23 protein-coding genes are annotated in these 26,511 nt (G+C 65.9%); 3 read left to right on the top strand and 20 right to left on the bottom strand.

The window, feature by feature from the left end; genetic code table 11:
* Positions 1-53: 53 nt before the first annotated feature.
* From ACP4E5_RS43570 to ACP4E5_RS43540, 7 genes are all read right to left on the bottom strand, one after another.
* Positions 54-3,236, bottom strand: coding sequence for a glycosyl hydrolase (locus ACP4E5_RS43570; RefSeq protein ID WP_425839982.1), 3,183 nt, complete (start codon positions 3,234-3,236; stop codon positions 54-56).
* A gap of 432 nt (positions 3,237-3,668) precedes the next feature.
* Positions 3,669-5,180 (bottom strand): GMC family oxidoreductase, encoded by a 1,512-nt coding sequence (locus ACP4E5_RS43565; RefSeq protein ID WP_425839979.1) that lies wholly within the window; start codon positions 5,178-5,180, stop codon positions 3,669-3,671.
* Positions 5,181-5,209: 29 nt separating this feature from the next.
* Positions 5,210-5,710 carry an NAD(P)H-dependent oxidoreductase gene (locus ACP4E5_RS43560; RefSeq protein WP_425839976.1) on the bottom strand — a complete coding sequence of 167 codons (501 nt, stop codon included), beginning with the start codon at positions 5,708-5,710 and terminating at the stop codon, positions 5,210-5,212.
* A gap of 124 nt (positions 5,711-5,834) precedes the next feature.
* Complete coding sequence (locus ACP4E5_RS43555; RefSeq protein WP_425839974.1) at positions 5,835-7,244, bottom strand: ABC transporter substrate-binding protein; 1,410 nt, start codon at positions 7,242-7,244, stop codon at positions 5,835-5,837.
* 198 nt (positions 7,245-7,442) lie between these two features.
* Positions 7,443-9,242 (bottom strand): ABC transporter ATP-binding protein, encoded by a 1,800-nt coding sequence (locus ACP4E5_RS43550; RefSeq protein WP_425839971.1) that lies wholly within the window; start codon positions 9,240-9,242, stop codon positions 7,443-7,445.
* 2 nt (positions 9,243-9,244) lie between these two features.
* On the bottom strand, positions 9,245-10,186 hold the full coding sequence (locus tag ACP4E5_RS43545; RefSeq protein WP_425839968.1) for an ABC transporter permease: 942 nt from the start codon (positions 10,184-10,186) through the stop codon (positions 9,245-9,247).
* Positions 10,183-11,136, bottom strand: coding sequence for an ABC transporter permease (locus ACP4E5_RS43540; RefSeq protein ID WP_425839965.1), 954 nt, complete (start codon positions 11,134-11,136; stop codon positions 10,183-10,185). The genes ACP4E5_RS43545 and ACP4E5_RS43540 overlap by 4 nt, the downstream gene beginning before the upstream one ends.
* A gap of 108 nt (positions 11,137-11,244) precedes the next feature.
* Here ACP4E5_RS43540 and ACP4E5_RS43535 point away from each other — a divergent pair, with 108 nt between their 5' ends.
* Positions 11,245-11,877, top strand: coding sequence for a riboflavin kinase (locus tag ACP4E5_RS43535; protein ID WP_425839962.1), 633 nt, complete (start codon positions 11,245-11,247; stop codon positions 11,875-11,877).
* Between the two features lie 268 nt (positions 11,878-12,145).
* On the opposite strand, the gene ACP4E5_RS43530 is transcribed toward ACP4E5_RS43535, so the two are convergent.
* The 13 genes from ACP4E5_RS43530 to ACP4E5_RS43470 all read right to left on the bottom strand — a co-directional run bounded on the left by ACP4E5_RS43530 (position 12,146) and on the right by ACP4E5_RS43470 (position 24,654).
* Positions 12,146-13,144: an acyl-CoA dehydrogenase family protein gene (locus ACP4E5_RS43530; protein WP_425839959.1), complete on the bottom strand. Its 999-nt coding sequence runs from the start codon at positions 13,142-13,144 to the stop codon at positions 12,146-12,148.
* Complete coding sequence (locus tag ACP4E5_RS43525; protein ID WP_425839956.1) at positions 13,141-14,262, bottom strand: acyl-CoA dehydrogenase family protein; 1,122 nt, start codon at positions 14,260-14,262, stop codon at positions 13,141-13,143. Before ACP4E5_RS43525 ends, ACP4E5_RS43530 begins: the two co-directional genes overlap by 4 nt.
* A 70-nt stretch (positions 14,263-14,332) precedes the next feature.
* Positions 14,333-15,517 (bottom strand): thiolase family protein, encoded by a 1,185-nt coding sequence (locus tag ACP4E5_RS43520; RefSeq protein ID WP_425842121.1) that lies wholly within the window; start codon positions 15,515-15,517, stop codon positions 14,333-14,335.
* Positions 15,518-15,550: 33 nt separating this feature from the next.
* Entirely contained in the window at positions 15,551-16,669 is a 1,119-nt protein-coding gene (locus ACP4E5_RS43515) for an LLM class flavin-dependent oxidoreductase (RefSeq protein WP_425839953.1), read from the bottom strand.
* Between the two features lie 178 nt (positions 16,670-16,847).
* Positions 16,848-17,489, bottom strand: coding sequence for a TetR-type transcription factor C-terminal domain-containing protein (locus ACP4E5_RS43510; protein ID WP_425839950.1), 642 nt, complete (start codon positions 17,487-17,489; stop codon positions 16,848-16,850).
* Between the two features lie 44 nt (positions 17,490-17,533).
* Complete coding sequence (locus ACP4E5_RS43505; RefSeq protein ID WP_425839947.1) at positions 17,534-18,814, bottom strand: LLM class flavin-dependent oxidoreductase; 1,281 nt, start codon at positions 18,812-18,814, stop codon at positions 17,534-17,536.
* A gap of 95 nt (positions 18,815-18,909) precedes the next feature.
* Positions 18,910-19,662: an enoyl-CoA hydratase-related protein gene (locus ACP4E5_RS43500; RefSeq protein WP_425839944.1), complete on the bottom strand. Its 753-nt coding sequence runs from the start codon at positions 19,660-19,662 to the stop codon at positions 18,910-18,912.
* Positions 19,659-20,447, bottom strand: a complete 789-nt coding sequence (locus ACP4E5_RS43495) for an alpha/beta fold hydrolase (RefSeq protein ID WP_425839941.1) — start codon at positions 20,445-20,447, stop codon at positions 19,659-19,661. Before ACP4E5_RS43495 ends, ACP4E5_RS43500 begins: the two co-directional genes overlap by 4 nt.
* Before the next feature lie 84 nt (positions 20,448-20,531).
* Positions 20,532-20,987 carry a MaoC/PaaZ C-terminal domain-containing protein gene (locus ACP4E5_RS43490; RefSeq protein WP_425839938.1) on the bottom strand — a complete coding sequence of 152 codons (456 nt, stop codon included), beginning with the start codon at positions 20,985-20,987 and terminating at the stop codon, positions 20,532-20,534.
* Positions 20,984-21,370, bottom strand: a complete 387-nt coding sequence (locus tag ACP4E5_RS43485; protein WP_425839935.1) for a RidA family protein — start codon at positions 21,368-21,370, stop codon at positions 20,984-20,986. The genes ACP4E5_RS43490 and ACP4E5_RS43485 overlap by 4 nt, the downstream gene beginning before the upstream one ends.
* A gap of 57 nt (positions 21,371-21,427) precedes the next feature.
* Complete coding sequence (gene mmsA, locus ACP4E5_RS43480) at positions 21,428-22,888, bottom strand: CoA-acylating methylmalonate-semialdehyde dehydrogenase (RefSeq protein WP_425839932.1); 1,461 nt, start codon at positions 22,886-22,888, stop codon at positions 21,428-21,430.
* A gap of 186 nt (positions 22,889-23,074) precedes the next feature.
* Positions 23,075-23,404 (bottom strand): RidA family protein, encoded by a 330-nt coding sequence (locus tag ACP4E5_RS43475; protein ID WP_425839929.1) that lies wholly within the window; start codon positions 23,402-23,404, stop codon positions 23,075-23,077.
* 83 nt (positions 23,405-23,487) lie between these two features.
* A complete protein-coding gene (locus ACP4E5_RS43470) occupies positions 23,488-24,654 on the bottom strand; it encodes a flavin reductase (RefSeq protein ID WP_425839926.1) in 1,167 nt (388 codons plus the stop codon).
* A 230-nt stretch (positions 24,655-24,884) separates the two neighbouring features.
* On the opposite strand from ACP4E5_RS43470, the gene ACP4E5_RS43465 reads away from it, so the two are divergent.
* A complete protein-coding gene (locus tag ACP4E5_RS43465) occupies positions 24,885-25,268 on the top strand; it encodes a RidA family protein (protein ID WP_425839923.1) in 384 nt (127 codons plus the stop codon).
* Between the two features lie 73 nt (positions 25,269-25,341).
* A complete protein-coding gene (locus ACP4E5_RS43460) occupies positions 25,342-26,478 on the top strand; it encodes an LLM class flavin-dependent oxidoreductase (protein WP_425839920.1) in 1,137 nt (378 codons plus the stop codon).
* Positions 26,479-26,511: the final 33 nt, after the last annotated feature.

Below are 26,511 nucleotides of genomic sequence, written 5' to 3'. Positions count from 1 at the left end.
CGCGAGTACCGTGGCGACGGCCACTGGTCGGTTCAGTGTCCGCCGCTGGGGTCTCAGCCGACGGACGCGTCTGCAACCGTGTACGGCACGATCGACACCTCGCCGGTCAACCCGTAGTCCTGCACGCCGCCCTGCGTCTCGTAGCCGCGCTGGAGGAGGCGGTTGGTGAGGGTCGTTGCGACGATCACCTTCACCGTGTTCTCGGCGTCCGTGCGCAGCAGGTCCGTGACATCGACCTGAAGGGTGCGCAGGTCGAGGCCGGGGGCCTGGTGGCCGTTGACGAGGATGCGGGCCTGGTCGCCGTTGGTGGAACCGATGCGGAGGTAGGCGCCGTTGGACCTGGTCCAGCCGCGTGGCAGTCGGAACGTCGTCTCGTACGTGCCGATGCCGGAGACGTGTGACATCGACGGGTTGTCGCCCGCGAGACGTGACAACTGCGCTTCCGTCGCCGGGAGGTCCTTCCACGGGACGAGGCGGCTGTCGGGGAAGGACAGGTCCGTCTTCTTCGTCGTGTAGTAGACCTCCTTCGTCTCGTGGCCGAACTTGGTCTCGATGTTGACCTTGCGCTCGCCCTCGTTCCAGTCCTGAACGGTGATGTCCCAGCGTTCGAGCGGGATCGGGTCCGGGACCCGGACTCGGGTGCTCGCCCGGCGGCCGTTGCTGAGCGTGGTGGTGTACGTGCCGCTGCGGGTGGCCAGGACCGAAAGGCGTGACCCGTCCTCGATCACGCGGTCCGCGGTGGTGGCAACCGCGTGGGTGTGCGGCGTGCGGTCCTTGAGGTCGAGGGCGAGGACGGCGGCCTCGCCGGGCTTCAGCGACAGCTCGACCTTGGTGTGTCCGCCGTCGGTGGCGTAGGTGCCCACCGGATCGAGGGCCCCGGCCCAGGCGTCGACGGTGTACGGCTTGCCCCGGCCGGTCATGGAGAGGGTGAAGATGGTGGCGTCCTTGCCCTTGTTCTTCTCGAACTTGAAGTTGTAGGCGAAGGTGTAGAGGACGTTCGCCTTCGCGTCGAGCCGGGAGATCGTCATGATGGTGTCGTTCGGGGCGGCGTAGGCGACGCGCGGCTCGACGCCCAGCCGCTTCAGCGCGGCGAGGGCATCCTCGGCCCGGTCGACCTCGGCGACATTGCGCAGCTTCTTGATGCGGGCGACGACCCGGTCCAGCTCCTCCTCGCTGTCCCGCGTGAACCGCGTGGTCGAGGCGGCCTTCTCGTACGCGATCTCGGGCCCCTCGTGGGACCGGATCTCGGAGGTGTTGTTGACGAACAGCACCGGCAGGCCGCTCTTGGCGATCGTCAACAGTCGCTTGGCGGCGGAGAGTTCGAGCGAGTCCTGGTAGAGGATGACGGCCTGGTACCCCGGCCCGTCGGGCTGCAACTCGTCCCGCGTCCACCGGACGTTGGCCTCGTCCTCCAGGAGCTGCGGCGAGAAGTAGTCATAGGTGTAACCGGCGTGCTGCAGCGCCAGATCGCGCCAGAAGTACGGCTTGTCGTTCATGAAGTAGCTGTTCTCGGCCGGGGTGTTGGCGCGCGGCTGACCGTAGGAGATGAACGCGTTGTCCGTTCTCAGGATCGCGAGGTCCCGGCGCGGCTTGCCCTGCCGCAGCACCTTCTGGATCCGGCCGAGCATCTCCGTCCACTCCGGGTACATCATCGACGCCGGCTGCCGGCCGCCGAACCGCTCGGAGAAGAACGAGTACATGCCCTCGTGCCCCGGCCAGTGGGTGTCCGCCTCGGAGCCCTCGATCGCCGAATAGCCGTGGAAAACCGTGCGGTTGACGCCCCCGGCGAACTGCAGATAGGCGATCCGCGTCCAGTAGTCCATGTCGTAGTAGTAGTTGCGGCCGCCGACGGCGCCGGTCTCGCTGGAGAAGTGGCGGCCGTACATGTGCGCCGATCCGAGCATGCCGCGGTAGACGTCGAGGTCGCCGTTCTGCGCGAACGTCTCCGTCTCGACGCCGTCGAGGTACTTCGCGGGCGTCGAGATCTCGTACACCATCCCGTACGACGGCTCGGCGCGCAGCTTCATGCCGAGCCCGTGAAGCCACGCCTGCAGCGGCTTCAGGACGTTCTCCTCGTAGAGTTCGGAGAAGGTCTGGTTGACGTCATTGCGGATTTTCTGGACGCGTGCGGTGTCCGCGTCGCGCGCCACCGCGTAGTCGAACTGCGGGGGTGTGTTGGAGTCGTGGCGAGTCTTGTCCCAGGACACGATGGGGAGGTACGGCGTCACGTCGTAGCCGCGTCGCGTGCGGAACTCGTCCTTGAAGTGGTGGCCCCACAGCACACCGGCCGCGCCGTAGCTGGCGAGTTCCAGGGAGTCCATGTAGATCTCCCCGCGGCCGTTCTTGCGCATCGTCTCCCTCAGCTCAGGCGTGAGGACGTTGGCTTCCCAGTAGTCCTTGAGCGCGTCGATGCCGTACCGGTCGACGTAGTTGATCGTGTAATTCTTGCTGGTCGAGGGCTCGAAGGTCTCGCCGGTGCCGTGCATCCAGTAAGCGAAGAGGGCGTACTGACCGTCGTCGGGCGCAGTCCACTTCAGCGAGTACGTGTCACCGTCGCGCACGACCTTGTCGGAGAGATCGGTGAGCGAGGCGAAGTCGAGCTCCCCGGTGCCGGTGCCCTGGCCGTACCCGGGCGCCTGGCCGCTGTCCGGGCGGGCCCGGGTGATCCTGGCGGTGACGACGCCCTCGAAGACGTTCTCCTTCGAGTCCGCCGACTCCTTCGGTTTCACTGCGCGCGGCAGCGCACCCTCGAAAGCCTGACCCGCGTCCAACAGCACGGTGGCGTAGTCGAGTTCCTTCGAGGCGGCCTTGTTGTCGTAGTCGAACGTCGCGCCGTCCCAGGTGAACGTGTCGGGGAGGTTGGCCGTCGCCCAGTGCGTGCCACTGGTCAGGCTGAAGCCGAGCCCGCGTGCGGTGGCCTCCTCGATCACGAGCCGGGAGTCGTGCGTCCACTCGTCCGAGCCCCAGCCGTAGGTCTTGTCGTCCGCGCCCTCCTCCGGCATGGCAAGGAACTCCGCGGCGCCGAAGCCGAGATCGGCGATCTGCTTGACGTTCGCGCGCAGCGTGGCGTCCGTGTTCAGCCCCTCGGCCAGCCACCACCGCACCTCGGGCCGGAACTCGACCCCAACGGCGCGATACGCCTGCCGCATCCGGCCCGCGAAGGTGCACAGGGACGGGGAGCCTGCGGCGGCCGCGGCGCCGGCTGCGGGCAGGGCCCCGACAGACCCGGACGCCATGACCCCCAGGACAGCGGCGGTGCCTGTCAGGACGCTCCTTCTACTGATCACAATGACCTCGCAGCATAGGTGAATCGATTTAGACGGACGGTATGGGTGAGGCTGCGGAGCGTCAATGAGATGGACAGAAGTGACTAGCAATTTGGTGAACTCTGGCGCGGAACACGAGAGTTGACAGCAAACCAGGTCCCCAAATCGCAATTGAACGCTTTCAATTCTGCTTCTGAGTGGCACCGAGCGCAGTCGTGCGCTCAGACACACGTATAGAGCCTGGCGAGACTGTGCCCGCGCACGGCGCAGTGCCGTGTCCCTGGCCTTACTGCGATGCTCCGAACCGTCGAGGAGTTGAGCGGCGACTCTGCGCCTCGGTCTCCCCAGCATGAGATCGGGCCGTCATCGCGACAGCCCGAACGACGCCTTCTCTCGAGGGCTTCAAGTCCTGTTTCGCACCAGGTCGGCCGCCCTCTCCGCGATCATCACCACGGCCGCGTTCGTGTTGCTCGACACAATCGTGGGCATCACGGACGCATCGGCCACGCGCAGCCCCGCGATGCCGTTCACCCGTAGCTGAGGATCGAGGACCGCTCCGGGGTCACTCCCCATACGGCAAGTGCCGGACAGATGAAAGTAGCTGCTCACGGCTGAGCGGATCGCCCGCCGGATACCAGCACGGTCCTGTTGGAGAATCAGCGAGGTCTCCGACACACCGCCCCACCTGTCGAAGACACCGGTGCCCACAATCCGGTCGACGTGCTCCACACCCAGAATGAGCTGCTCCAAGTCGTACGGGTCGTCCAGATAGGCCGGATCGATCAGCGGGGCCGCCGCCGGGTCGGCCGACCGGAGGCGGATGGTGCCCCGGCTCCGCGGACGCATATGGCCGATGAGGAACGTGAATCCGTGCTCGACCGGCTCCTGCCAGGGCATGCTGTAGTCGCCCACCATTACCGTGAGATGGAGGTCGGGCCCGCGCGCGGGCGAACCGGTGCGGACGAAAAGCGTGGGGTCGCCGCCGTCGTCGGACTCCGTGAGCGGCCGGTCCGCCCGGTAGCGGATGCCGGTCAGCAGGATGTGGTCCTGGAGATTGCGCCCCACCTCCGGGAGGTCGACCTGCGGAATGATCCCCGCTCTCGCCAGCTCCTCGGTCGGCCCCAGGCCGGAGAGCATGAGCAGACGCGGAGAGCCCACCGCCCCGGCGCACAGCACCACCTCCGCCGCGGCGCGAGCGCGTCCCGACACACCTCCGTGTTCATAGTCCACCCCGGTGCAGCGCCCGTACTCGACAATCAGCCGGCTCGCCAGCGCGTCCGTGAGCACCGTCAGGTTCGGCCGGGTCATGGCAGGCCGCAGAAACGCGGATGCCGTACTCTCCCGTCTGCCCTCACGCACCAAGGCGTCGGTCTCCCCAATGCCCAGCATCTCCGCTGCGTTGAGATCGCTCACCCGCTGATGGCCGAGACTGACCGCTCCCTCCAGGAATGCCTCACCAATCCGCCCCGGTGCCGCGCTCGGCCTTGGGTGCAGCGGCCCGCCAAGGCCACGGTAGGAGCGATCGCCGTCGGGAACGTCCTCCGAGCGCATGAAGTACGGCAGGACGTCGTCATACGCCCATCCCTTCGCACCCAGTGAAGCCCACTCGTCGAAGTCGAGCCGGTGGCCGCGCAGGTGGGCCATACAGTTGATCGATCCAGAACCGCCGAGGACCCTGCCCCGCGGCGCCGCGTGTGCCCGCCCGGTGCCGGGCTGCCGCACCGTCTCGTACGCCCAGTCCGCGTCAGTGCCCAGCAGATTGGACCACAACGCAGGGGTCTCGACGTCCGGACGGCGCTCGTCCCCTCCTGCTTCGATGAGCAGGACGGACACATCCGGGTCCTCGCTCAGCCGAGCGGCCACGACGCAACCGGCGCTGCCACCACCGACCACCACGTAGTCGAACTCGCCCATGTCTCCTGTGCCTCCCTTGGCGCGTCGATTCATGCCTGCTTGCCAGTGAGTGCCTTGACGATGGGCGCCCAGCGCCGCGCGTACGCCTCCATTGCCGGGTCTGTCGTGTAGGCGGAGTCGAGTAGATAGAGGCCGGGCAGCGCGCAGACAGCACCGAGCTCGGACAGCAAGGGGCGCAGGGTGTTCTCGGGAGCGAGTGCGTGTGCGGGGTTACTACCCAGCATGAACGGCAAGGCAAGGACTCCCTCCCACGAGGTGTCCCCCTGAAAGCGATCGAGGAACAACTTCAGCAGGCCGCTGTACGTCGCCTTGAATGTCGGGCTCGCGACGACGACAAGCGACGAGGAGCTGACCGTGTTCATCGCGCGCGTCACGGCGGGGTCATCCGCGTTGAGCACGCCTGCTCCGAGACCGGCCAGGTCTATGACGTGGTCTGGTGGCGCGCCCGTGACGGCACTGGCCACCATGGTGGCCGCCTCCCGCGTCCGGGAACCTGGGCGTGGGTTCCCGACGAGAACGGTGACACTCATAGCAGCCTCCCGGGCGTGAGAAATCATGCTCGTACGAATCGGTTTGTTGCATGCCAGGACGCAATGTCCAAACGGAAGTGGCATGTTGGGGACGCCTACCTGAAGGCGCACCTCCCCTGCGCGGTCAAGCGAGAGAGATTTCCTCCCAGCGGTAGCCGTTAAAACCGAGGCCCGACGCATCCGCTACCGGCCCGGTGAACTTGTGGCTGTAAGCGTCGGCTATGTCACGGCGCCCCCAGACGATCCATGGGCCCTCCTCGTGGATGATCCTGGCCAGCTCGCCCATCAGCTCCTCGCTCTTCGCTCCTGTGGTTGCGAGAGCCTGCCGATACAGCGACGCCACTTGGGGGTGGTCGAATCCGGTGTTGTTGAATGAGCCGGATGGCAACCAGCAGTACGACGCGTTGTCGTAGATGGACTGGGTGAAGTTCCAGTCGTTCTTCAGCTGGGAGGTGCTGTAGCTCGCACTGCCGTAGAACTGCGCAAGGTCGGCGACGACGTCCAGTTCAAGCTTCACTCCGGCGGCCTTGGCGTACTGCAACATGAGAGAGGATGCGGTCATCGCTCCCGACTCCACGTCACCGACTCGAAACTTCACGCGCATGCCATCCTGGCCGGCGGCCTTGAGCAGCGATCGCGCCCGATCGAGGTCCTGCTCGATCCGCGGCAGTGAGGTGTCGTACGTCGGGTCGAACTTGGTCCACACGCCGACGTCGTTGCCCACGTCTCCAAGGCCTCCCATGGCGACATCGACCATCTGCTTGCGGTCGACCATGAGTTTGAATGCCTGGCGGACCCGGTTGTCCTCGAACTGCGCTCCCTTGTCGCAGCGCATGGCGATGAATTGAAACGCGCCCGATGGCGAGACCAGCACATGCATGTCCTGGCGCTGTCGGAGCTGGCTGAGCTGGCTCGGCGGGATCCGGTCGATGCCGTCGATCTGCCGACTCAGCATGGCGTTGACCCGGGCCACATCGGCATCCGCAAAGCCAAGGAGTTCGAGGCGGTCGAGGTAGGGCTTCTCCCCCTGCCAGTAGTTCTCGTTCCGGACGCCGACCCACCGCTGACCAGGCGTGAAGCTCTGATGCTTGAACGGCCCGGTACCGACGGGCCTCCTCGGGTCGAACCCGACGGGCACGATACCCGCCGGTGCCTCCGAGAAGCCTTCCGTCAGCCGCGAATTGGGGTACTTCAGACGGAGTCGCACAGTGCGCGCATCCATCCTTGTCAGTCGTTTCGGGTCGACGGAGTCGAGAAGACCGGCGATCCAGCCGGGACTCTTCGGGTCCAGGTTGCGCCGGATGGTGAACATGACATCGTCGGCGGTGAGAGGCTTACCGTTGTGAAACGTTACGTCGTCACGCAGCCGGATCGTCCACGTCGTCAGGTCCTTGCCTTCGGGGGCGAACTCCTCGGCGAGTGCGGGGCGTTGTTCCCAATGGTGGTCCCGTCGCACAAGTGTGTCGGTGAAGGCTGCGGCCATTGCGAAGGAAGAGCCGTTCGTCTGCGGGTCGGTGGAGACCGTGCTACCCATGTCCGAGGGCGCGAAGCGGAAGGTTCCACCACGCCTGCGCGGGCCGCTGGGCGGCGGAGGCGGCGCCTTGATCGGGGCGACGGCACTGGTGCAGCCGGTCAGGGCGGCCCCACCCGCAAGAGCCGCACCGAGTAGCGCTCTGCGCGGAAGGAATGCGCTGGGCGGGATACTCACAATCTTCACCTCTTGGTGTCGGGTTCAGGCGGATATGAGACTGGGGGTGTCGCCCAACAGCTGTCGCGTGTACGGGTCCTGGGGGCGGTCCAGGACCCGGCCGACCGGCCCTTCCTCGACGATCCGCCCCTCGCTCAAGACGACAACGCGGTCGGCGATGGCGCGCACGACGGCCAGGTTGTGCGTGACGAAGAGCATCGTCAGCCCGCTGTCCGCGCACAGACGCTTGAGCAGGAGCAGGATCGCGGACTGCACTGAGACATCCAGGGCTGAGGTGATCTCGTCGCAGATGAGGACGCTGGGGACGGTGGCCAGGGCGCGGGCGATAGTGACCCGCTGACGTTCGCCACCGCTGAGCCGGGCGGGATAGGCATCCGCTGTATTGGCCGCGAGTGCGACGTCGGACAGCAGGCTCTCCACTCGTTCGTCGAGGGATCCGCGTGCGCCTCCAAGGGTGCGCAGAGGCTGTTCGATCGAACGGCCAACCGTCTTACGCGGGTTGAGTGCCTCCGAGGCGCTCTGGAAGATGTATTGAACGGCACGCCGGTCCTTGGCCGAGCGGGTACGCGCACCAAAGCCGAGTCTGTGCCCGTCGAGCACCACTTCCCCGGTCGCCTCGTCGTGAAGCCCACCCAGACAACGCGCGAGTGTCGTCTTGCCACTGCCCGACTCCCCCACAACCGCCGTGACGACGCCACGCGGGAGGGAGAGGTCGATGCCGTGCAGGACCTCCGCGCCCCGATAGGCAGCCCGTAGATCGCGTACGGCCAGATACACGTCGCCCGCATCGTCCCCGACCTCCGAGGCCGGGATGCCCTCCTCCTGCACGGGCTTTGGAGCCGGCAGTGCATCGGTGCGTCGGCAGAGCGCCGTATGAGCTTCGCCCACATGTACAACATCGATCGGCCGGTGACAGTCCGGTTCGACGAAGTCACAACGCTCCGCGAAGACGCAGCCGTCAGACCTCTCGTGCAGTGGCGCGACGCTTCCTCGGATCGTACGTATCTCGCGACGCCGGTGCGGATCGGGCACGACGTCCAGGAGGGCCCGGCTGTAGGGATGGGCAGCCTCCTGGGTCACCTTGGCCGCCGAGCCCACTTCCACGAGTCGCCCCGCATACATGACCGCGATCCGGTCCGCCAGGTCTGCGACGACGGCGAGATCGTGACTCACGTACACGGCAGCCGTGTCATGGGCACGGCACAGGTCTCGCACGGTCCGCAGCACATGTGCCTGCGTGGTCACGTCGAGTCCGGTCGTGGGCTCGTCCAGGACTACAACCTTCGGGCGGCAAATGAACGACAGTGCCAGCACAACTCGCTGCTGCTGGCCGCCGGAGAGCTCGTGCGGATATCGCTTGAGAAAACGGTCGTCGTGGGGGAGTTTCACCTCCCTCAGCACCTGCCGGATTCGGTCGAGCCGCTCGCTCCGGTCTGCCTCGCCGTGTACAGCGAGGGCTTCGTGCAACTGGGAACCGAGCCGCATGGCGGGATTGAGCGAGGCGCGCGGGTCCTGCGGCACGTAGGAGACGACACGGCCGCGCCACCGGCGCAATTCCTTCGAACCGAGGGCCAGCAGGTCCACACCGTCGACGGTCACCCGGCCGCCCGAAATGGTCGTTCCAGGCCGCACGTGCCCGAGGATCGCCGATCCCACGGTGGTCTTTCCCGAACCGGATTCGCCGATAAGGCCGAGGATCTCGCCCGGCGCGAGCGCGAAGGCGATATCGCGCACCACATGGGCACTTCCGTTGGTCAACTCGACGGCGAGTTCTGCCACTTCAAGGACGGGCTTCCTGGGACGCTGTTCAGTGATGGTCCCCATGGTCAACCTTCCATGCTGCGGTCGATGCCGACAGCCCGGCCAAAGCTGTCGGAGAGCAGGTTGGCTCCCACAGTGACGACGGTAATCGCGAGCACCGGGAGCAGGACTGGCAGCGGACTGCTGACCACATTGGACTGGTTCTGATTGATCATCATTCCCCAGTCGACCGCCGGGTCCTGGCGCCCGAATCCGAGGTACGCAAGCGAGGCGATGAGGCTGATGGAATACGTCAGACGCAGCCCGAACTGCACGGTGAGCGGGGCCACGATGGCGGGCAGCACCTCGCCGGAGAGGATGCGGCGGCGAGGGACGCCGATCATCTCGCAGTACTCGACAAAGCCACGCCCGGTGACAGAAAGAGTGGAGCTCTCTGCGATCCGGGCGACGTACGGCACATGCGACACCGCAACAGTCACGAGGATCAGCCAGGGGTCGGTGCCAAGCAGCGACATGAACAGAAGCGCGAGCAGCAGCGGCGGGAAGGACAGGACGATGTCGAGTGAGCGCATGATCAACTCGCCGCGCACACCTCGTCGGTAGCCCGCCGTCAGGCCGAGCACGATCCCCAACCCGACTCCGACCACGGTGGCTACTAGGGCCAGGAACAGGATTAGGGCTCCACCGTCGAGAAGGCGGCTGAGCACGTCGCGCCCGAGCAGGTCCGTGCCCAGCAGAAAGTCACCGCCGGGCGGTGCGTACGGGGCACCGAGCGTGATGGTCGGGTCGTGCGGAACGAACAGCGGCCCCAGGAAAGCGAGTGCCGCCACGAGGAGGACGAGCACTAGGCCGACCTTTGCTCCTGGTGCGCGCAGGGTGCGTCGCACGAGGGCACGGACGCCGTCGGCCGGGGCCGCTACCTTCGGCGCGGACGGTTTGCTCGAGCCTTCGGTCTCTGTGGCCGCGGCCGCGGGTGCGGCGATCGCGACGTCGTCGGAAGGGGTCATCGTGCTCCTCCGCGCCGAGTCGGAGTCATGGCCACCGTCCCGATGTCGGCCAGTAGATTGACAAGGATGTAGAAGGTGGCGAGCAACATCGCGAAAGCCTGGATGACAGGAAGGTCCCGACTCTCGACCGAGTTGACGAATGCCTGCCCAACACCTGGGAACTGGAAGACCGACTCCACCACGACGACTCCGCCCGCCAGGTAGGCGAGCGACTGAGCTACGACCTGGAAGGTGGGGCCGGCCATGTTCGGCAGCGCGTGCCGCAGTACCACACGGACCTCGGAGACTCCCTTGAGCCGTGCCATGGTGACGTACTCACTCTCGAGTGCCTCGACCATGCAGGCGCGCACCGTGCGTACGACGTAGGGCAGCACGAGCAGGACGAGGGTCAGGGTCGGCAGTACGAGCAAGCCGGGCTGCTGGAGGAGAGGCGTGTCGGGATCGACCGGCGAGACCGCGGGCAACACCTGAAAGACGTTCGTCGCGAACAGGACAACCAGCGCGACGCCGAGCACGAACTCCGGCAAGGCCGAGACAATCAACATCACGAGCGAGGTCGCATGATCGCTCACACGGCCCCGGCGGATCGCTGTATAGATCCCCAGGGCTATCGCGGTGGGGATGGCGACGATGGTCGTCGCGGCCACCAGGATCAAGGAGTTGACCACTTGGTCACCGATCAGTGAGCTGACGGAGAAGCCCGTGGCAAACGAGGCTCCGAGCCGGCCCTGCAGGATGTTCCCCAGCCAATTCACGTACTGCGCGGGCAGGGAATCGTTGAGGTGGTACATCGCGCGAAAGCTCTCGAGAGCCGCCGGCGTCGCGTTCTTGCCAAGCCTGGCGACGGCAGCGTCGCCAGGCAAAGCCTGAGTGGCCACGAAAACCACCACGGAAACGACGAACAGTGACGCAATTGCGAACAGCGCGCGCCAAAGGATCATCTTCAACATCGAGACACCCTCCACCATGAGCCGGAGCGCCATCGGTGGCGCCGCCCGTGGGCGGTATCGGGGCGAGCGGCAGCTGCACCCACGGTAGATACAGACCAGTCGGTCTCCATGGAGGATGACCGTAACCAGTCGCCAAAATGCCTGTCAACGCTCTTACATGGGCCGAATTTACTCGGTGAGCCACCAGGGAAGTCCAGAATCACTCGCTTGACGCACCCCCAACATCCATGTGAGATGGATACCGACCAGTTGGTCTCTAGCAGCCGGAGTCGAGATGCACAGCTCAGAGCCAGAGAGTCGCTCCACCAGTGTTCTGGCAGCCGTCCTGTCCGCCCACAAACCCTCACAGGTCACCACCGGCCACGTGCGGCCTGGTGTCGCGCGCGGCAGACTCCTGGGCATCCCCACCACAAACGTCCACCAGGCCAGACCAGGGCCCCGCCCGGCGTCTGGACTGCTGCTGCCACAACCACGGACGACGACATGAGTCGACCAGCCGCCGTGTCGACCGGCCGCAGAAGGACTGTCTGCGACACCACCGGCCCGCTGTTTCTCGAAGCACATCTCCTGGGCGTCGACGAGCTGGACCTGAACGGCCGTGAGCTACGGGTTCAACTGTTCACGCTCCTGCGTCCGCAACGCCGCTTCGTGGGCGTCGATGACCTCACGCGCCAGTTGACCGAGGACGTCGCTGCGGAGCGTGGCTGGGCCCGCCCCTTGGTCTCCTCGGACGCACGATGACGGGGCGACGGCCGCCCCGCTGGGCGTTGGTACGCGTGGCCCAGGCCCTGGCAGCGCAGCAGCCGCCAGCGACCAGCGTTGACGTGGGCTCTCTCTCGCGCCGTCTGGGGCTGAGTCGCGGGCTCACTGCTGCCTGCGTGCGGGCGCTTCCGTCTGTGTCCCCCTCACGAGGGCCTACCTCAGCGCGGCCATGAACTCCGTTGTGTGTACGGAGGCGTGGGTTTGAGCCGAACCCCATTGAGGTTCGGCTCAAACCCGCAATGGACGCTCAGGCGGGAGTCAGCAGTTCCCAGATCTCTTCCTCTCCGAGTGCCGCTGCCCGGCGGCCCAGCTCGTGCGACCAGTGCCGTTCCGAACCCACTGCGTCCCGCCATGCCCACAGCCGGCGGGTGAAGCGGTGCAAGGCGTACTCCTGGGTGATGCCCAGGGCGCCGTTCAACTGGTGCGCAATCCGGGCCACGGCGGTGGCCGTCGTCGTGGTGGTAAGCCGCGCAGTCTCAGCCGCAAGGGCCGTGGAGCCCAAGGAGCAGGCAAGAGCGAGAGCCGCATCGGCCTGCACCACTTCGACCCGCATCAGGGCCAAGTTCCCAGCAACCGCGGGGATCTTCAGCAATGGGCCGCCGAACTGGGTGCGCTCGGCTACGTAACTCTTCGTGAGGTCCAACGCCCCGTGCGACGCTCCCGTCACCGCAGCCGACCACAACACCGCGAGCCGTGCTCGCATCAGGGTGAAGTCCGGTGCACCGACGAGGGTTTGAACAGGGGTGCCGTCGAGGTCAACGGTGTCACGGGCCTCTCCAGCGAGGTTCTTCCCCCGAGACACAGTGACCGACGGATGACCAAGGTCCACCAGGATCGGCGCCGTGTCCGGTGAGTACACAAGGAGCGATTCGCTGTCACCCGCCCAAGGTACTGCGGTCAGCTGCGCTGTCAGCACCCCCGCGCTACTGTCGAGCGGGCGTTCCTGCAGCAGCACAGTTGTGCCGCCGTCATTCAGGACGGCGCTGTGGCTCAGCGCCCATTCCGCCGTAGCACTCTCAATGAGCGGCAGGCTGACACCGTTGCGTCCGAAGGCCTCCGCGAGGACCGTCAGGTCCTCGAAAGCTCCGCCGGATCCACCTTGCTCCTCGTCGATGCCGATGCGATGCAGGCCCAGTTCACATGTCTGGCGCCACAGCTCCCGCTGTTCCTCCGCTGAGTCACCGCTGCCGATGCGTCGGACCAAATCGTCCGCCAAGTCGCGTAGTTCCTCGGCCATGTTGCTCATGAGCGGGTCTCCTGCCGGGCGATGAGGGAGAGCAGCACCTCGGCCGAACCGCCCCGCAATCCGAAACCGGGGGACGCGAGCAGTGCCTGGCCGAAGACTGAGTCGGGGGTGGGTTCGCGGTACAGCTCCGTTCTGCGCAGCGCCTCTATGGCATCGCGTTCGAATGCATTGCCCAGATACTTCAGCGCGGCGGACTGGCTCACCGGGGCTCGACCGGCGTCCATGGCAAGCGCCACCTCGAAGCACAGGCGACGCAGCACGGCCAGTCGAGCAACCAGCCCGCCGAGCACGCCATACAGTTCACGATCGCCGTCGTGACTTACTGCCTCGTCCAGCAAAGCAACCAGCGCCGGGTAACTGGACAGCACACGCTCGGCTCCGCCGCGCTCGAACGACAGTTGCTCAATGACCTGCCGCCATGCTCCGCCTTCGGCTCCGATCACCCTGCCTGAGGGGACGGAGACACCGTCGAAGTGGACCTCGTTGAAATGGTGCTCACCACTGAGATCGCGGATGGGGCTGACCGTGAGGCCCGGGGAGTCCATGTCGACGATGAACTCGGTGAGTCCATGGTGCCGATCCTCGCTCCACTCGCTGCGGGCGAGTAGATAGATGTGTGTGGCTCGATGGGCCTGACTGGTCCAGATCTTATGGCCGTCGATGCGCCAGCCGTCTGCGGTCCGTGTGGCGGTGGTACGTACCGCAGCAAGGTCGGAGCCGGCCTCCGGCTCACTCATCCCGAGACAGAAGACAGCCTCACCGGCAGCGATCTGCGGCACGATCTCCTCTTGGAGTGCGCTCGTGCCGTGGCGCAGCACCGCAGGCCCGATCTGGCGGTCGCCGATCCAGTGCGCGGCGACGGGAGCTCCGGCACGCAACAGTTCTTCGGTGACGGCGAGGCGTTCCACATGGGTGCGCCCGCCGCCGCCCAGATGTTTCGGATAGGTCATCGCAACGAGACCACGTGCTGCGAGTTCCTTGCTGAAGTCGAGGTCGAAGGAGCGCAACCAGGAGTCGCTGCGCGGTGTGTAGCGGCCGTCCGACCGCCATTGGGCCGTGAGTTCTCGGACCTGCCCGCGCAGATCAGCGCAGGTATCCGTTGTTGGGGAGGTGTCCATAAAGGCCTTTCGGGTGACGCAACGCGGCCGTGACCAACACTCGGCCCGGTGGCCCCGTCGGCGTCCGCGGCTAGTCGCGTTCCAGGATCAGGGCGTTGGCCATGCCGCCGGCTTCACAAACGGCTTGCAGCCCATAGCGCTGATCGGCGTCCTCCATGGCATGGAGCATCGTCGTCAGCAGACGGCACCCCGTTGCGCCGAGTGGGTGCCCCAGGGCGATGGCGCCGCCCCGGGGATTGAGGGTGTCAATGGACGCTCCCAACTCGGCCTGCCAGGCGAGCGGCACAGAGGCAAACGCCTCGTTGATCTCCACATGCTGCATCTGGTCCAGCCGAAGTCCGGTGCGGGCCAGGATCTCCCGAGTGGCCCGGATGGGGCCGGTGAGCATCAGGAGAGGGTCGTCGCCACATGCGCGGAAGGCGCGGAAGCGGGCCCGGGACGGCAGCTTCAGGCGCCGGGCCATCCGATCGCTCGCGATGAGTACCGCGCTCGCGCCGTCGGTCAGCTGAGACGAACTGGCTGCTGTGATTCGCCAGTCGACTTCGGGGAACCGTTCGGCGAGCGCGTCGGTGCGGAAGGCCGGGCGCAGGCTGGCGATCGTCTCGGCCGTGGTGGCGGGCCGGATCGTCTCGTCCGTATCCACAGGCCTCACGGCACCCGGCACACGGATCGGCACAGTCTCGCGTGCGAAGGCTCCGCCCACGGCCGCTTCTGCTGCGCGCTGATGCGAGAGGGCCGCGAACGCATCGAGTTGTTGCCTCTCCAGCGCCCAGTTGTTTGCGATCAGTTCGGCCGATACTCCCTGCGGGACCAACCCAGGCGCGTACCGCCGTTCCACCGAGGGGCCGTGAATGTCCGCACCCTGCCGGTTGGAACCGATGGGCACACGGCTCATGGACTCCACTCCGGCGACCACGACCAGGTCATAGCCACCGGCCATGACGCCCTGCGCGGCGAACTGCAGTGCCTGCTGGCTGGAGCCGCACTTGCGTTCGACGGTCACAGCCGGAACGTGTTCCGGGCCGTCGGCTGCCAGCCAGGCCATCCGGCCAACGTTCCCGGACTGTTCGCCGGACTGGGTGACGCACCCCACGACCACGTCGTCGACCAGAGCGGGGTCCACTCCCGTGCGGTCCAACAGGGCACCGATCACCTGCGCGAGCAGCTCGACCGGGTGCAAGCCAGCCAGCGCACCATCGGCTCGAGCACGCCCCATCGGAGAGCGCAAAGCTTCGACGATTACGGCCTCATGCACCGCGGTCACCGCCTTCCACTCCGCTGTGCACGATCATGATCCGGCCGGCAGCGTCTCAGGGGCGTAGCAGACCCCAAGGTCCCCGCCGACATCATGGGCGCGCAGACGCGGAACGACCTCACGCGTGAGCAGTTCGAAGTTGTTCGCGGCTACCTGCGGTGGCATTCCGCCGAACGATGGCGCCAGCAGTACCCCGCCGGCGTCGAGCCGCTCCACGTAGCCCAGCAGGCGCTCCACCACCTGATCCGGGGTGCCCCAGACCTGGAGGTCGGCCAAGAAGTCGCAGAAGCCGTCGACACCGTGCTTCTCAATGTTGCGGCTCAGGCCGGCGTAGTACTCGTAGCCGGGGATCTGCGCGAAGCCCACGTTGTCGAACTCGTAGTGTTCCATGGTGGATTCGGCGTAACGCCGCAGGTAGACCTCACGCATCCGCTGCGCCTCTACCTCGTCGGGCGCGACGCCCACGAATACGCAGATGACAGGCTTGGGCGCCTCGTGCCCATTGATCTCCCTGAACCGCGCCCGGAAGGTACGCAGCTCCTCTTCAACCTTGTCCCAAGGCTTCTGCGCAATGACCATCACGCCGATGCCGAGCTGGGCCATGAGGTCGATCGATTGCGGCGACACCGCTGACGCGAACGTGCGTCCACGGAACGAGGCGTACGGCTCAGGCCGCAGCTTCACTCGAGGCTGCTTGTACAGCTTGCCGTCGTATTCCATCGTCCCCGACTCAAGACCTTGGACGATCGCTTCGCTGTACTCGCGGAACAGCTCTCGCGACTCCCCCATCTCCAGCCGGAAGCCGTCGAACTCGACCCTCCCCAGCCCGCGACCGACACCCATCACCGCACGCCCCTGTGACAGGTGGTCCAGGATGCAGAACCCCTCAGCGGTCCGAATCGGGTCCTGCCAGGGAAGCACGGAGACCATCGTCCCCAGCTTGATTGAAGACGTCTTGCCGGCCAGCCACGACAGCACCTGCGGAACCATGGGGGTCATCCCGTACCCGGTGAAGTGGTGCTCAGGAACCCACACGGAATCGAACCCGGCTCCCTCCGCACGTTCCGCAAGCGCCAGCTCGTTCCGGACCGCATCGGCGTCCGACTGAGCATCGTCGAGGTTCTGGAACAGAAGACTCAGACCTGTGTGCACGTGCTTCTCGCCCCCTTCTATGGAATCGTTCCACTGTCGACCCCTTACAGACCGACTGGTTGGTACCTTACAGATATGGAAAGCCGTTGCCAATGAAACGAAGCGTTTTCAATCCGGGGTACGACCCACTCGCACGTGATGGCGGGTGGGACGTACCCCACCCGCCATCAGGACAGCATCAGCCCTCTGTGCGTAGCCCGGAAACGACCATCTCGGCGTACGTCCTACCGATTTCAGCCGGCGAGACCGGCCCCCCGGCGTCGAGCCATGAATACGTCCACGCACCCATGCCGATGATGCCGAACGCCATGATCCGGGGCGGCCCCAGCGGACGAAACACGCCTTGCTCAATGCCCCGCTCGATGACGTCGAGGAAGTAGCGCTCAAACTCCTCGCGCTTTTCCCGGATCCCCGCGAAGACCTCACCGGAAAGGTATCGGCGCTCCTGCAAGTACACGGTGATCTCAGACTTGTAGATCGCCATCGGCTCCAGCAGCGCTTCGACGATCAGTCGACGCAGCACCTCATCCGCAGAAAGTTCTTGGTTCGCGACCACACGGCGCGCTCGGTAGAGCTGATAATCGATGAACTGGTCATGGACCAGGACGAGCACGTCCTCCTTGGTCTTGAAGTGATGATAGAACGCACCCTTGGTCAAATCAGCACCATCGATGATGCTCTGCACCGACGTCCCCGCATAGCCATTTTTTTCGAACAGCTGGACGGCGCTGGCCAGAAGAGCGCGACGGGCACCCTCCGGGTCGCGCACGATGGTGCGGCCCCGCTGGTTGCTCCGCCCTTTGGAAGCTTGCTCGGCCACGTCACCACTCCATAATTCGACCGCGTTTCAGACCGATTGGTATCTTACCGTGGGTCAGGTGACGGGAGAAACCGGTTGTAGCCACGCTCACGCAGGATCGGCAACACGTGGTTGCGCATCTGCTGGACGCCACGTTCCGGATCGAAGAAGGACAGCGCCAACTGGCCGACTCCTGCTTCATAGAGCTCGATCATCTGGTCTGCGACGCTTTCGTAGGAGCCGAACAGCTTGTAGGCCCCCATGCCCATGCCGAGGCTCTCGTACTGTTCTTTGCCAATACCCAGGTACGGATCCTGGCGGGCCCCCGACGCGGCCCGCCCCTCGCCGAAGGCACCTTCAGTGACTGTGCGGGACTCACTGTTGAGGACATGACCGCTTCGCGTGAGCCAGGTCTCGATCGCCTCGTGATCGATCTCTTCTGTCATCCATTCGGCCGTCTCTCGCACTTCGGCCTCGGACTCCTCCATCACCACGTAGCACATGGCAGCGATGCGGACCCTGCGGCCATGCTCGGCGGCCATGTCATGGATCTTGGCAGCCTTCTTCCTGTATCCATCGATGGAGTTGTCACCCGATGTGACGAAGAGCGCGTCACACTGGCGGGTGGCGTAGTCCAGGCCTATGTCAGATCCCGCCGCACAGATCAGTAGCGGGCGCGGGGTACTCGTAGCCCGCGGATTGATCTGGGCACCGTACATCCGGAAGTGCTCGCCCTCGAAGTCAACGGGCTCCTCAGAGGCCCACAGCAGCTTCAGGGCAGTTGTCATCTCATCGGCAATCGCATAGCGAATCGCTTGCGACGGCGGGCCTACCAGGCCGAACTGGGCGTAATCGACAGCGTTCTGGCCGGCCACGATGTTGACACCGAGACGACCGCCCGAGACGTGGTCGATGCTGGCGAACTGCTTCGCCAGAAGAAGTGGCGAAACACCATATCCGACGTGGACGGTGGAGTAGATGCCGATTCTCTCGGTGACAGCTGCGGACGCGGTGGCAGCAGAGGCGAAGTCCAGGCCCGAGTCGTTCCATCCGGTGGCCCCACCGTATCCGCTCCACATCCCGTACTGAAGCTGGCTGTCGAAGCCGGCATCCTCGATGGCACGCAAGAGACGGGACGCGCTCGGCCACTTCCAGAAGTCCCGGTGCCGCTCGACATCGCGGAGCACGGCCTTGCTCGCAGAAAGACCACTGGAGACGTTCCATGCGAACAGGGACAGATGCAGATGGCGGTCGACCGTCAGCGGTGGCTGACCACCCGGGTCGAACGGGCCGCGCAAGGTCGGAGCTGTTACGCCCGGGCGGGCGCCAACTGGGCGGCTGGGCATCGTGTACTCCTCTTACTGTGCGAAGGGCAGCGACAATCTGCATACGGACCAGTTCGTTCGAAACCTGCGCGGCGTGGAAGACCAATCGCCGACAGCTACGACTGCGAGCCACGGCGCATCGACCACATCTGGGCGGTCCGCTCGACCTGTAGAGCGGTATCCCAGGACATCGGAGTGGCCCCCGTCTCCCGCCGAAAATTCGCCACAGCCGCTCGCGCGAGAGCTGGGTCCCACGCAGCACGCCGTGCCAATTCCCACGCCCGGTCGTCGAGAGCAGCCGGAGAAACGGACTCCCAAGCAAGCCCGGCCCGCACCGCCTGCTCGCCGTCCAGTTCCTCGCCGAACAGCGCCATGGCCGCTGACGCGTCGCGCCCTGCGACCCGGTCGAGCAAAGTGAAATGGCCGCCGCCAGGGTGCAGCCCTCTCTTGAGGAAGCCGCTGATCAGGCGTGCGTCGCTGCTGACGATCCGCAGGTCCGCGGCGAGCATGAGGTTCATGCCCGCGCCGACCGCCGCCCCGCGCACGGCCGCGAGCGTTGGCACGGTGACCCGGCCGAGGCGGACGAACGTCTCGTACAGCGCGCTCAGGTCCGCGAACGCGCCGGGCTCAAGCGGGTCGTTGCCGGCGGCGCTGAGCGTCTGCAGGTCGGCGCCTGCACAGAAGGCCTTTCCCGCGCCGCGGACCACGAGCACGCCTACGTCGGGGGTGGAGTCGACCTCATCCATCGCCGCGACCAACTCAGCACACATGGGCAGGGTCAGCGCGTTGTACCGCTCAGGCGCGTTGAGTGTCAGAACGGCCACGCTGTCCCGGATCTCCAGTGCTGTCTCAGCGTGCGATGCGCTCATGCAGTGCTCCTCTTCGGATGCATCGGCGCGGTCAGGAAGTCGGTCACCGCGACCGCCGTCTGCTCGTAGGCGTCATGGAAGATGTCATGCAGGCCAGGCACTTCGACAATCGACTCCACATGGGGCTTGTAGGCAGCAAGTTGTTCTGGAGTGATCAGCCCCGACGCCGGCGCGTACAACAGCAGCGTCGACATGGTCAGCGACTCCGGGTGAGGGGCGGGCCCTGCGAATTCGCTGAAGACGGAGACGATCGCCGCCTGACATGTGCGTCGCCGCACGCGACCGTCGGGCAGGGGCTCGAAGTAGGCCTCGATCTCGGCCAGCTCCTGGGCCGACGCCTCGCCGACGGCACCGTGCCCGCGTCTAAAAGCGTCGATCGAGTCCCAGACATCGCCCGTCAGTTCCTCAGTCGCCCGGCGAAGGGCCAGTTCCGGCGGGATCTGGATGACGGGCTCCAGAAGCACTGCACGGTCGACGAGTTCGGGGCGCGCCGCCGTCAGGTCTAGCAGGAGACGGCCGCCGAAGGAGTACCCGGCCCAGTGGGCGCGGTCGATACCGAGGGCCGTGACCGACTCTACGAGGTCGGAGAGGTAGGTCGCGTGGGTCCAGGGCGGTTGCCAGCCCGAACGGTTGTGTCCCCGCAAGTCGAAGGCAATGACGCGGAAGTGCTTGCCCCACTCCTCCTCGGCCACGCGCCGGAAGGACTCGGCACGGGAGCCCACTCCGTGGATGAGCACCAGCGGCGGGGCGGACGCGTCACCCCATTCATAGCGTTCGAGGATCATGAGCAACGTCCTCCGATATTGCGTGCCCGTCCGACGCGCGCCTGTGCGGAACTTCATACCCTTCGGCCCCCGCAGCAGGCGCTTTCATGCCAGCCCTCTGCGCTTGACCATGGTGACCATCTCTCCTGTCTGTACGACGACGCCTTCCTGATTCATGACGTCGACCCGCTGGTCCATGAGCCCGCGGTCAGGCTTCGAGGTGTCTCGAAGGGCGACGATCTCGTTGGTCGCGTAGATGGTGTCGCCGATGAACACAGGAGCGGCGAAACGCCAGCTTCGTATCTCGGCAAACGCGACGATCGACTCGTCGAAGATGCCGAGCCGACCGCGCAACCCTGTGACCATCGACAGGACCAGCGCGCCATGGACAAGGCGTGCGCCAAAAGGGCTGTCTCGCATTCGCTCGGCGTTCGTGTGCACCTCGTGGTAGTCCCCCGAGAGACCTGCGAAATTGACGACATCAGTCTCGGTGACGGTGCGCGCTGCCGTACGAAAACGCATACCGACACGGGCCTCGTCGAACCAGAGGGTGTCCGTCACGGCATCGCCGCGACAGCGTCCAGTTCGACCCTGCATCCGCATGCGACCCCCGCTACCTGGGTCAGCCGGACGGCCTCGGATCCGATATCCGCGAAGAAGTCGTCGTACGTCTGCCAGAACTCCGTGCGGTAGGCATCATCGGAGAGATAGCAATTGATCTTGACGATGTCCTGGAGCCCGCAGCCGGCTTCCTTGAGGATCCCGTCCAGCTGTTCTAGGCAGATGCGTGTCTCGTCGGCGATTGTGGCGGCGGTGCTCTGCCGCTGCATCGTCGCACCGTCCAAGGCCATTGCTGCGGCGAAGACCACGTTTCCCGCGACGACACCCGACGACAGGCCGTACTCCGCGAGATCGGATCCTTCCCCGTTGAGGAATCGGTTCATGACACCTTCCTGTTCATCCGTCTTGCCTGCTGCTCTGTCCCGCCGTGTAGCTGCCGGTCACCAGCGCGAGACAATGAGCTTCTCCTCGGTGTAGAAGCGCAACGGCGCGTCTCCGCAGATGTGGGTCTCGCCGTAGAACGACGTGCCCAGGCCGCCCATCGGGAAGTTCGCCGGCGGCGCCGGGAAGGAGTTGATCCCGACGTTGCCTGAGCGGACCCGCCGGGCGAACGCTCGCGCAGTGCTCCCGGACCGGGTGTAGATAGTCGCCGCGTTGCCGAACTCGGTGTCGCTGGCGATGTCCACTGCTTCCTCGACGGATGCCGCCCGGTGGATGACGATGACGGGGCCGAAGGTCTCCTCACGGTCGGCCTGTTCGGTGTGGCTCAGGCCGGTAATGATCGTGGGGCCGAAGAAGTAGCCCTTCGCGCCGGCCGACGTGCCCTGCGGAACAACGCCGCGGCCGTCGCGTACTGCCGTCGCACCGGCCGCGACGGCCCGCTCGACAAGATCCTCGAGGCGCTGCCGAGCGGCCGCGCTCACCACCGGGCCGAGCGAGGATCCGGCGTCGGCTCCACCGCCCACGACAAGCTTGTCGCTCAACGCGGCGACCTTCTCGACTATCTGCTCGTACGCGGTGTCCACCGCGATGATGCGGGTTCCCGCGAGGCAGCGTTGCCCGGCCATGCCATATGCAGAGGTAACGATTCCCTCAGCTGCCAGGTCCAGGTCCGCGTCGGCCGCCACAACGATGGGGTTCTTGGCACCGCCGTTGGCCTGAACCCGTTTGCCGAGGGCCGAAGCACGCTCGTAGACGGCCTTGGCCACAGGCGAGGACGTGATGCAGGAGACAGCGGCCACGTCCGGATGGTCGATCAGTCGTTGCGCGACATCCGCCCGACCATGCACCAGGTTGAGCACACCGTCCGGCAGCCCCGCCTCCTGCAGCAGGCGGATCACAGCGGTCGAGGCGAGCGGGTCCTGTTCGGACGGTTTGACGACGATCGTGTTCCCGGTGACCAGCGCCCAGGCGGTGAACTGACTGGGGTTCATCACCGGGAAGTTGAAGGGGGTGATGGCCACGCAGACACCCAAGGGCTCCCGAACGTGCTGCGCGTCGATGCCCGAGGCGATGTTGCCCGCCTTGGAGTGGTACAGCATCGGCGCAGCGATCGCGGTCTCGATGAACTCCCCCGCGCGCAACACTTCGCCGCGCGCCTCATCGAGGGTCTTGCCCTGATCCAGGGTGATGGTGCGGGCCAGCGACTCGGCATTGTCCACGAGGAGCTGGCGCATCTTGTACAGGAACTGGACGCGTCGCTGGAGCGACATCTCACTCCAGCCCTCGAACGCGGCCGCCGCAGCAGCGACCGCCGCGTCCACCTCGTCCGGCGTGGCTGCGGTCACCTCGGCGACCTGTTCTCCCCTGGAGGGATCGAAGACGGCAATCCGATCCGTCCCCGCCCCCGTCTGCCATATGCCGTTGATCAGATGTTGTGGCGACTTCTCTTCCACGGACATGCTGGAGAACCCTTCTCGACTGTGCGGTCTGGTACTGCGAACGGCTGCAGAAGCAGGCTGAGGAATGCGATGACAGCAGCCTCGTAGGAGGGCATCGCCTCGCCCTGACACTTCCTTCCGACCGGTTGGTCTGTAGCGACCCTAGCGAGTCCCCTCAGAGGCGGGCAAGACCCGCGAGGCGACAGTTCACCGGGCAGCGACGACCTCGATCTGGACCCGGCAGTCACCGGCGAGCCCGAGGACGACCATCGTCGTCACCGGCAGGGGCGCCGACGCGAACGCGGTGTCGTATGCGTCGATGAACTCGTCAAGGTGCGCCTCGTCGCTCAGGTAGCACGTCGCCTTGACCACGTCGCCCAGCGTCAGTCCATGTCGGGACAGGCGGGCCGCTACACGGTCAAGGACCACACGCGTCTCGTCGGCGATGGTCACCGCCTCTGGGACGAGCCTCATGGTGGCCACATCGATCGCGAGGCTGGAAGCGTGGACGAACGGGATCTTGTGAGTGGCAGCCATCAAAAGGTCTCCTTCGTAATTCGGTGCTGTACACCCACCCCTTCCGAGCAGGTGCCGCGTTCGCTACTTCGCTGGCGGCTGACTCAACGCACGGCCGACGCCAACCCGTCAAGGGCGTCGCTCGCCTGTCGGCCGGCCTCTCGTACGCGGTCGATGTACGAGTCGATCCCTCCGTTGCGGTCCGGCCTGGAGAAGCCGTAGAGCGTCAAGGCAAGTTCGGCCTCGCCGCCGCTCCCCCGGACCGGGACAGCAATCACCCGCACATCCCGTTTCGCGTCCGAGGTCTGCCCGGCAGGGTCGTAGTTGAGTCGGGTCACGAGCGACCGCAGATCCTCGGCCGCCATCGCCTGAGGATCTGCGGCCAAGCGGTCGAGCGCGCTGGCAAACTCCCGTTGCGCCTCGTTCAGCAGGCCGAGTGAGCAGCCGCGCTCACGCACTCGCGACAGCCGTCGGCGCTGCTCAGCGCGATCAGCATCGTCGGGCAACTGCTCAAGCCAGCGCTCGAGGCGGATGTCGTCGAACCAGGCGGCAAGAGCGTTGCCGTTGGGCGGCGCGAAGGGCAGGCGCAGACCTACAAGCGTCGCGCGCGATCCCGCGTCGGGACTGCCGGCTCCCGCGAGAACGGCCAACTCGTCATCAACTACGGCGGTCGCGATGCAGCGCGCCGAGAGGTCTGCGGCGAGACTCTCCATCACTGGACGCACGAGATCCACTGTGCGCAGCAGCTCGGCGGGCATACCCCGGTCGTGAGATGCCGCCATCGACAGCGGGGCGAAGCGCCCATAACCGCCCTGAAAGAAGAGCAGCGGCAGCCCAGAGCTCCCAATGTCGAGTTCCCGTACGCGGCCGATGACGATGTAATGGTCACCCGCCTCCTGGACCGACTCGAGGTCGCAGTCAATCCAGGCCACGGCCCCCTCAATAATTGGTGACCCCGAGCCGGTCACTCGCGTCGCCACGCCCTCGAACTTGTCCTCGGCCTTGGATGCGAACTGGCGGCACAGATGCTCTTGTTCGGCGCCCAGGACGTTCACACAGAACCGTCCGGCCCGTTCGATCCTGGGCCAGCTCGTCGACCGCTTGTCTGGGAAGAACGCCACGAGCGGCGGATCCAGCGACACCGACGTGAAGGATCCCACCACGAAGCCCGCACGCGAGCCGTCCGTCTGCGCCGCGGTGACGACGCAGACACCTGTCGGGTACTGCCCGAGCACCTCTCGGAACCACCGCGATGCGGAGGGTTCACTCACGGTCATCTCCCACCTCTCTACCGTTACAGACCAATGGGTTGGTAGATTAGGCGCCGAAATCCCGGCTGCCAAGGGCCTCTTCACCTTCACAAGCTGGATATTGCTGGACAATTGGCACCTCAAGAGGCCCGTCCCCGACTCTTGACTTACATACCGAACGGTTCGCTACCGTTCCTGCTCAAGGACCAGCCTCAGGCGCGCTGGCCCCAACCGTCGAACGAGGAGCAGTCGTGCCCACCTTCATCAGCAGCACATCCCAGGATGAGAGGCGCCCGCGTCGCTCGTCAGGCGTCACCGTCGACAACTTCACCTTTGCCACCGTCACTGCGACCGATCCGGCGACCGGCCGGCGCGCGGCAGACGCTGCCACTGTCACTGACGAGGTTCGCCGATGCTTCGCCTCTCTCGACGATGTTCTCCGTCAGGCCGGACTCAGTCGCGGTGACCTTGTCAAGACCACCTGTTGGTTGAGCGACGACGCCTACCGCGCCGAGTTCATCGATGCCTATCGAGCCGAGTGTGCCCCTGGCGTCCACCCCCAGCGCGTGACGATGCGCGCCGGCCTCCCCGGGGGCTGTCGCGTCGCGATCGAGGCGGTCGCGGCACGGTCGTGAACCCACTCACCGACGACCACAGGAACAGGAGCGGCGGCTCGTGCCGGCGCTTCCACCGCGAGGGAGATGCTGCGTGAGAGTCGACATCCTGCACTCGTTCTCGAACTCAGGGAACTCCCGGCCCTGGCGGGAGGTCCTGGAACAGGCCCGCCGCCGGATCCAGCTCGCCGATCAACTGGGGCTGGACGGCTTCTGGCTCGGTGAGCACCATTTCGACCACGCCGGCATCGACCAGTCCCCCAACCCAGCCATGCTGATGGCCGACCTGGCAAGCCGCACGTCCCGGATACGTATCGGCATCGCCGCCGTCATCCTGCCGCTGTGGCACCCGATCCGGCTGGCCGAGGACCTCGCGATGCTCGACCACATGACCGACGGCCGCCTCGACGTGGCACTCAGCCGGGGCATCCTGCAGGCCGAGATCGTGAACCTGAACGCCGAGGCCGACCGAGCCGACGACCAGCGCAGCAAGAAGATCTTCAGCGAGCGCCTGGCCCTCCTGAGAGCCGCCTGGAACGAAACACACCTGTCCTGGTCCAGCGAGCGGTTCCAGATTCCGCACCCGGATACCAAGTGGCCCGGAGTGAGTGAGGAGTACACCGACGAAGACGGACGTGTCACGAGCCTGAGTGTCATACCCCAGCCTGCTCAGGCGGGTGGCCCCCCGCTGTTCAGCGTCACCGATACGGCGAGTGGGTTCGTCACCGCAGCGCAGCAGGGCCTGAATGTCATCACCTGGTTCCCCACCCGGGGCGTTCTCGACGGCCTCAACGCGGCCTATCAGGAGGAATTGGACCGTGCCGGGCCGAAGCCGCCCGGACTCGCTCGCTCCTCCGCGCTCCTGCGCGGCTGCTTGGTCGCGCCGACCGACGCGGAGGCGAGGGAACTCACTGAGGCGCAAGTGGAGGAAAACTTCGCCTTCATCGACAAGGTGCGCGGTCTCAAGATCTGGCTGGACCAGGGCGAGGACGCGGACGACCCGGCCATTCGTGCCCAGAAGCCGTTCGACATGCTCTTCGAGAGGGACCATCTACTCGTCGGCTCCCCCGACACCGTCGCCGAGAAGATGATCCGCATAGCCCGCAACCACGGAGTAGATCACTGGCTGCTCTCCCCGTATCTCGACGAGGACGACGCCCACGTCGACCGTTCCCTGAGCCTGATGGCTACCAAGGTTCTGCCCAAGGTCCGAGCAGCGCTCGGCACTTGACCCACTTGTGGCCCCTCTGTTCCAGAGCTGACG

Origin of the sequence: Streptomyces fractus (genome assembly GCF_049844455.1) — a bacterium.
In the GTDB taxonomy this organism is placed as follows: domain Bacteria; phylum Actinomycetota; class Actinomycetes; order Streptomycetales; family Streptomycetaceae; genus Streptomyces; species Streptomyces fractus.
This window is presented reverse-complemented; position numbering and strand designations above follow the sequence as displayed.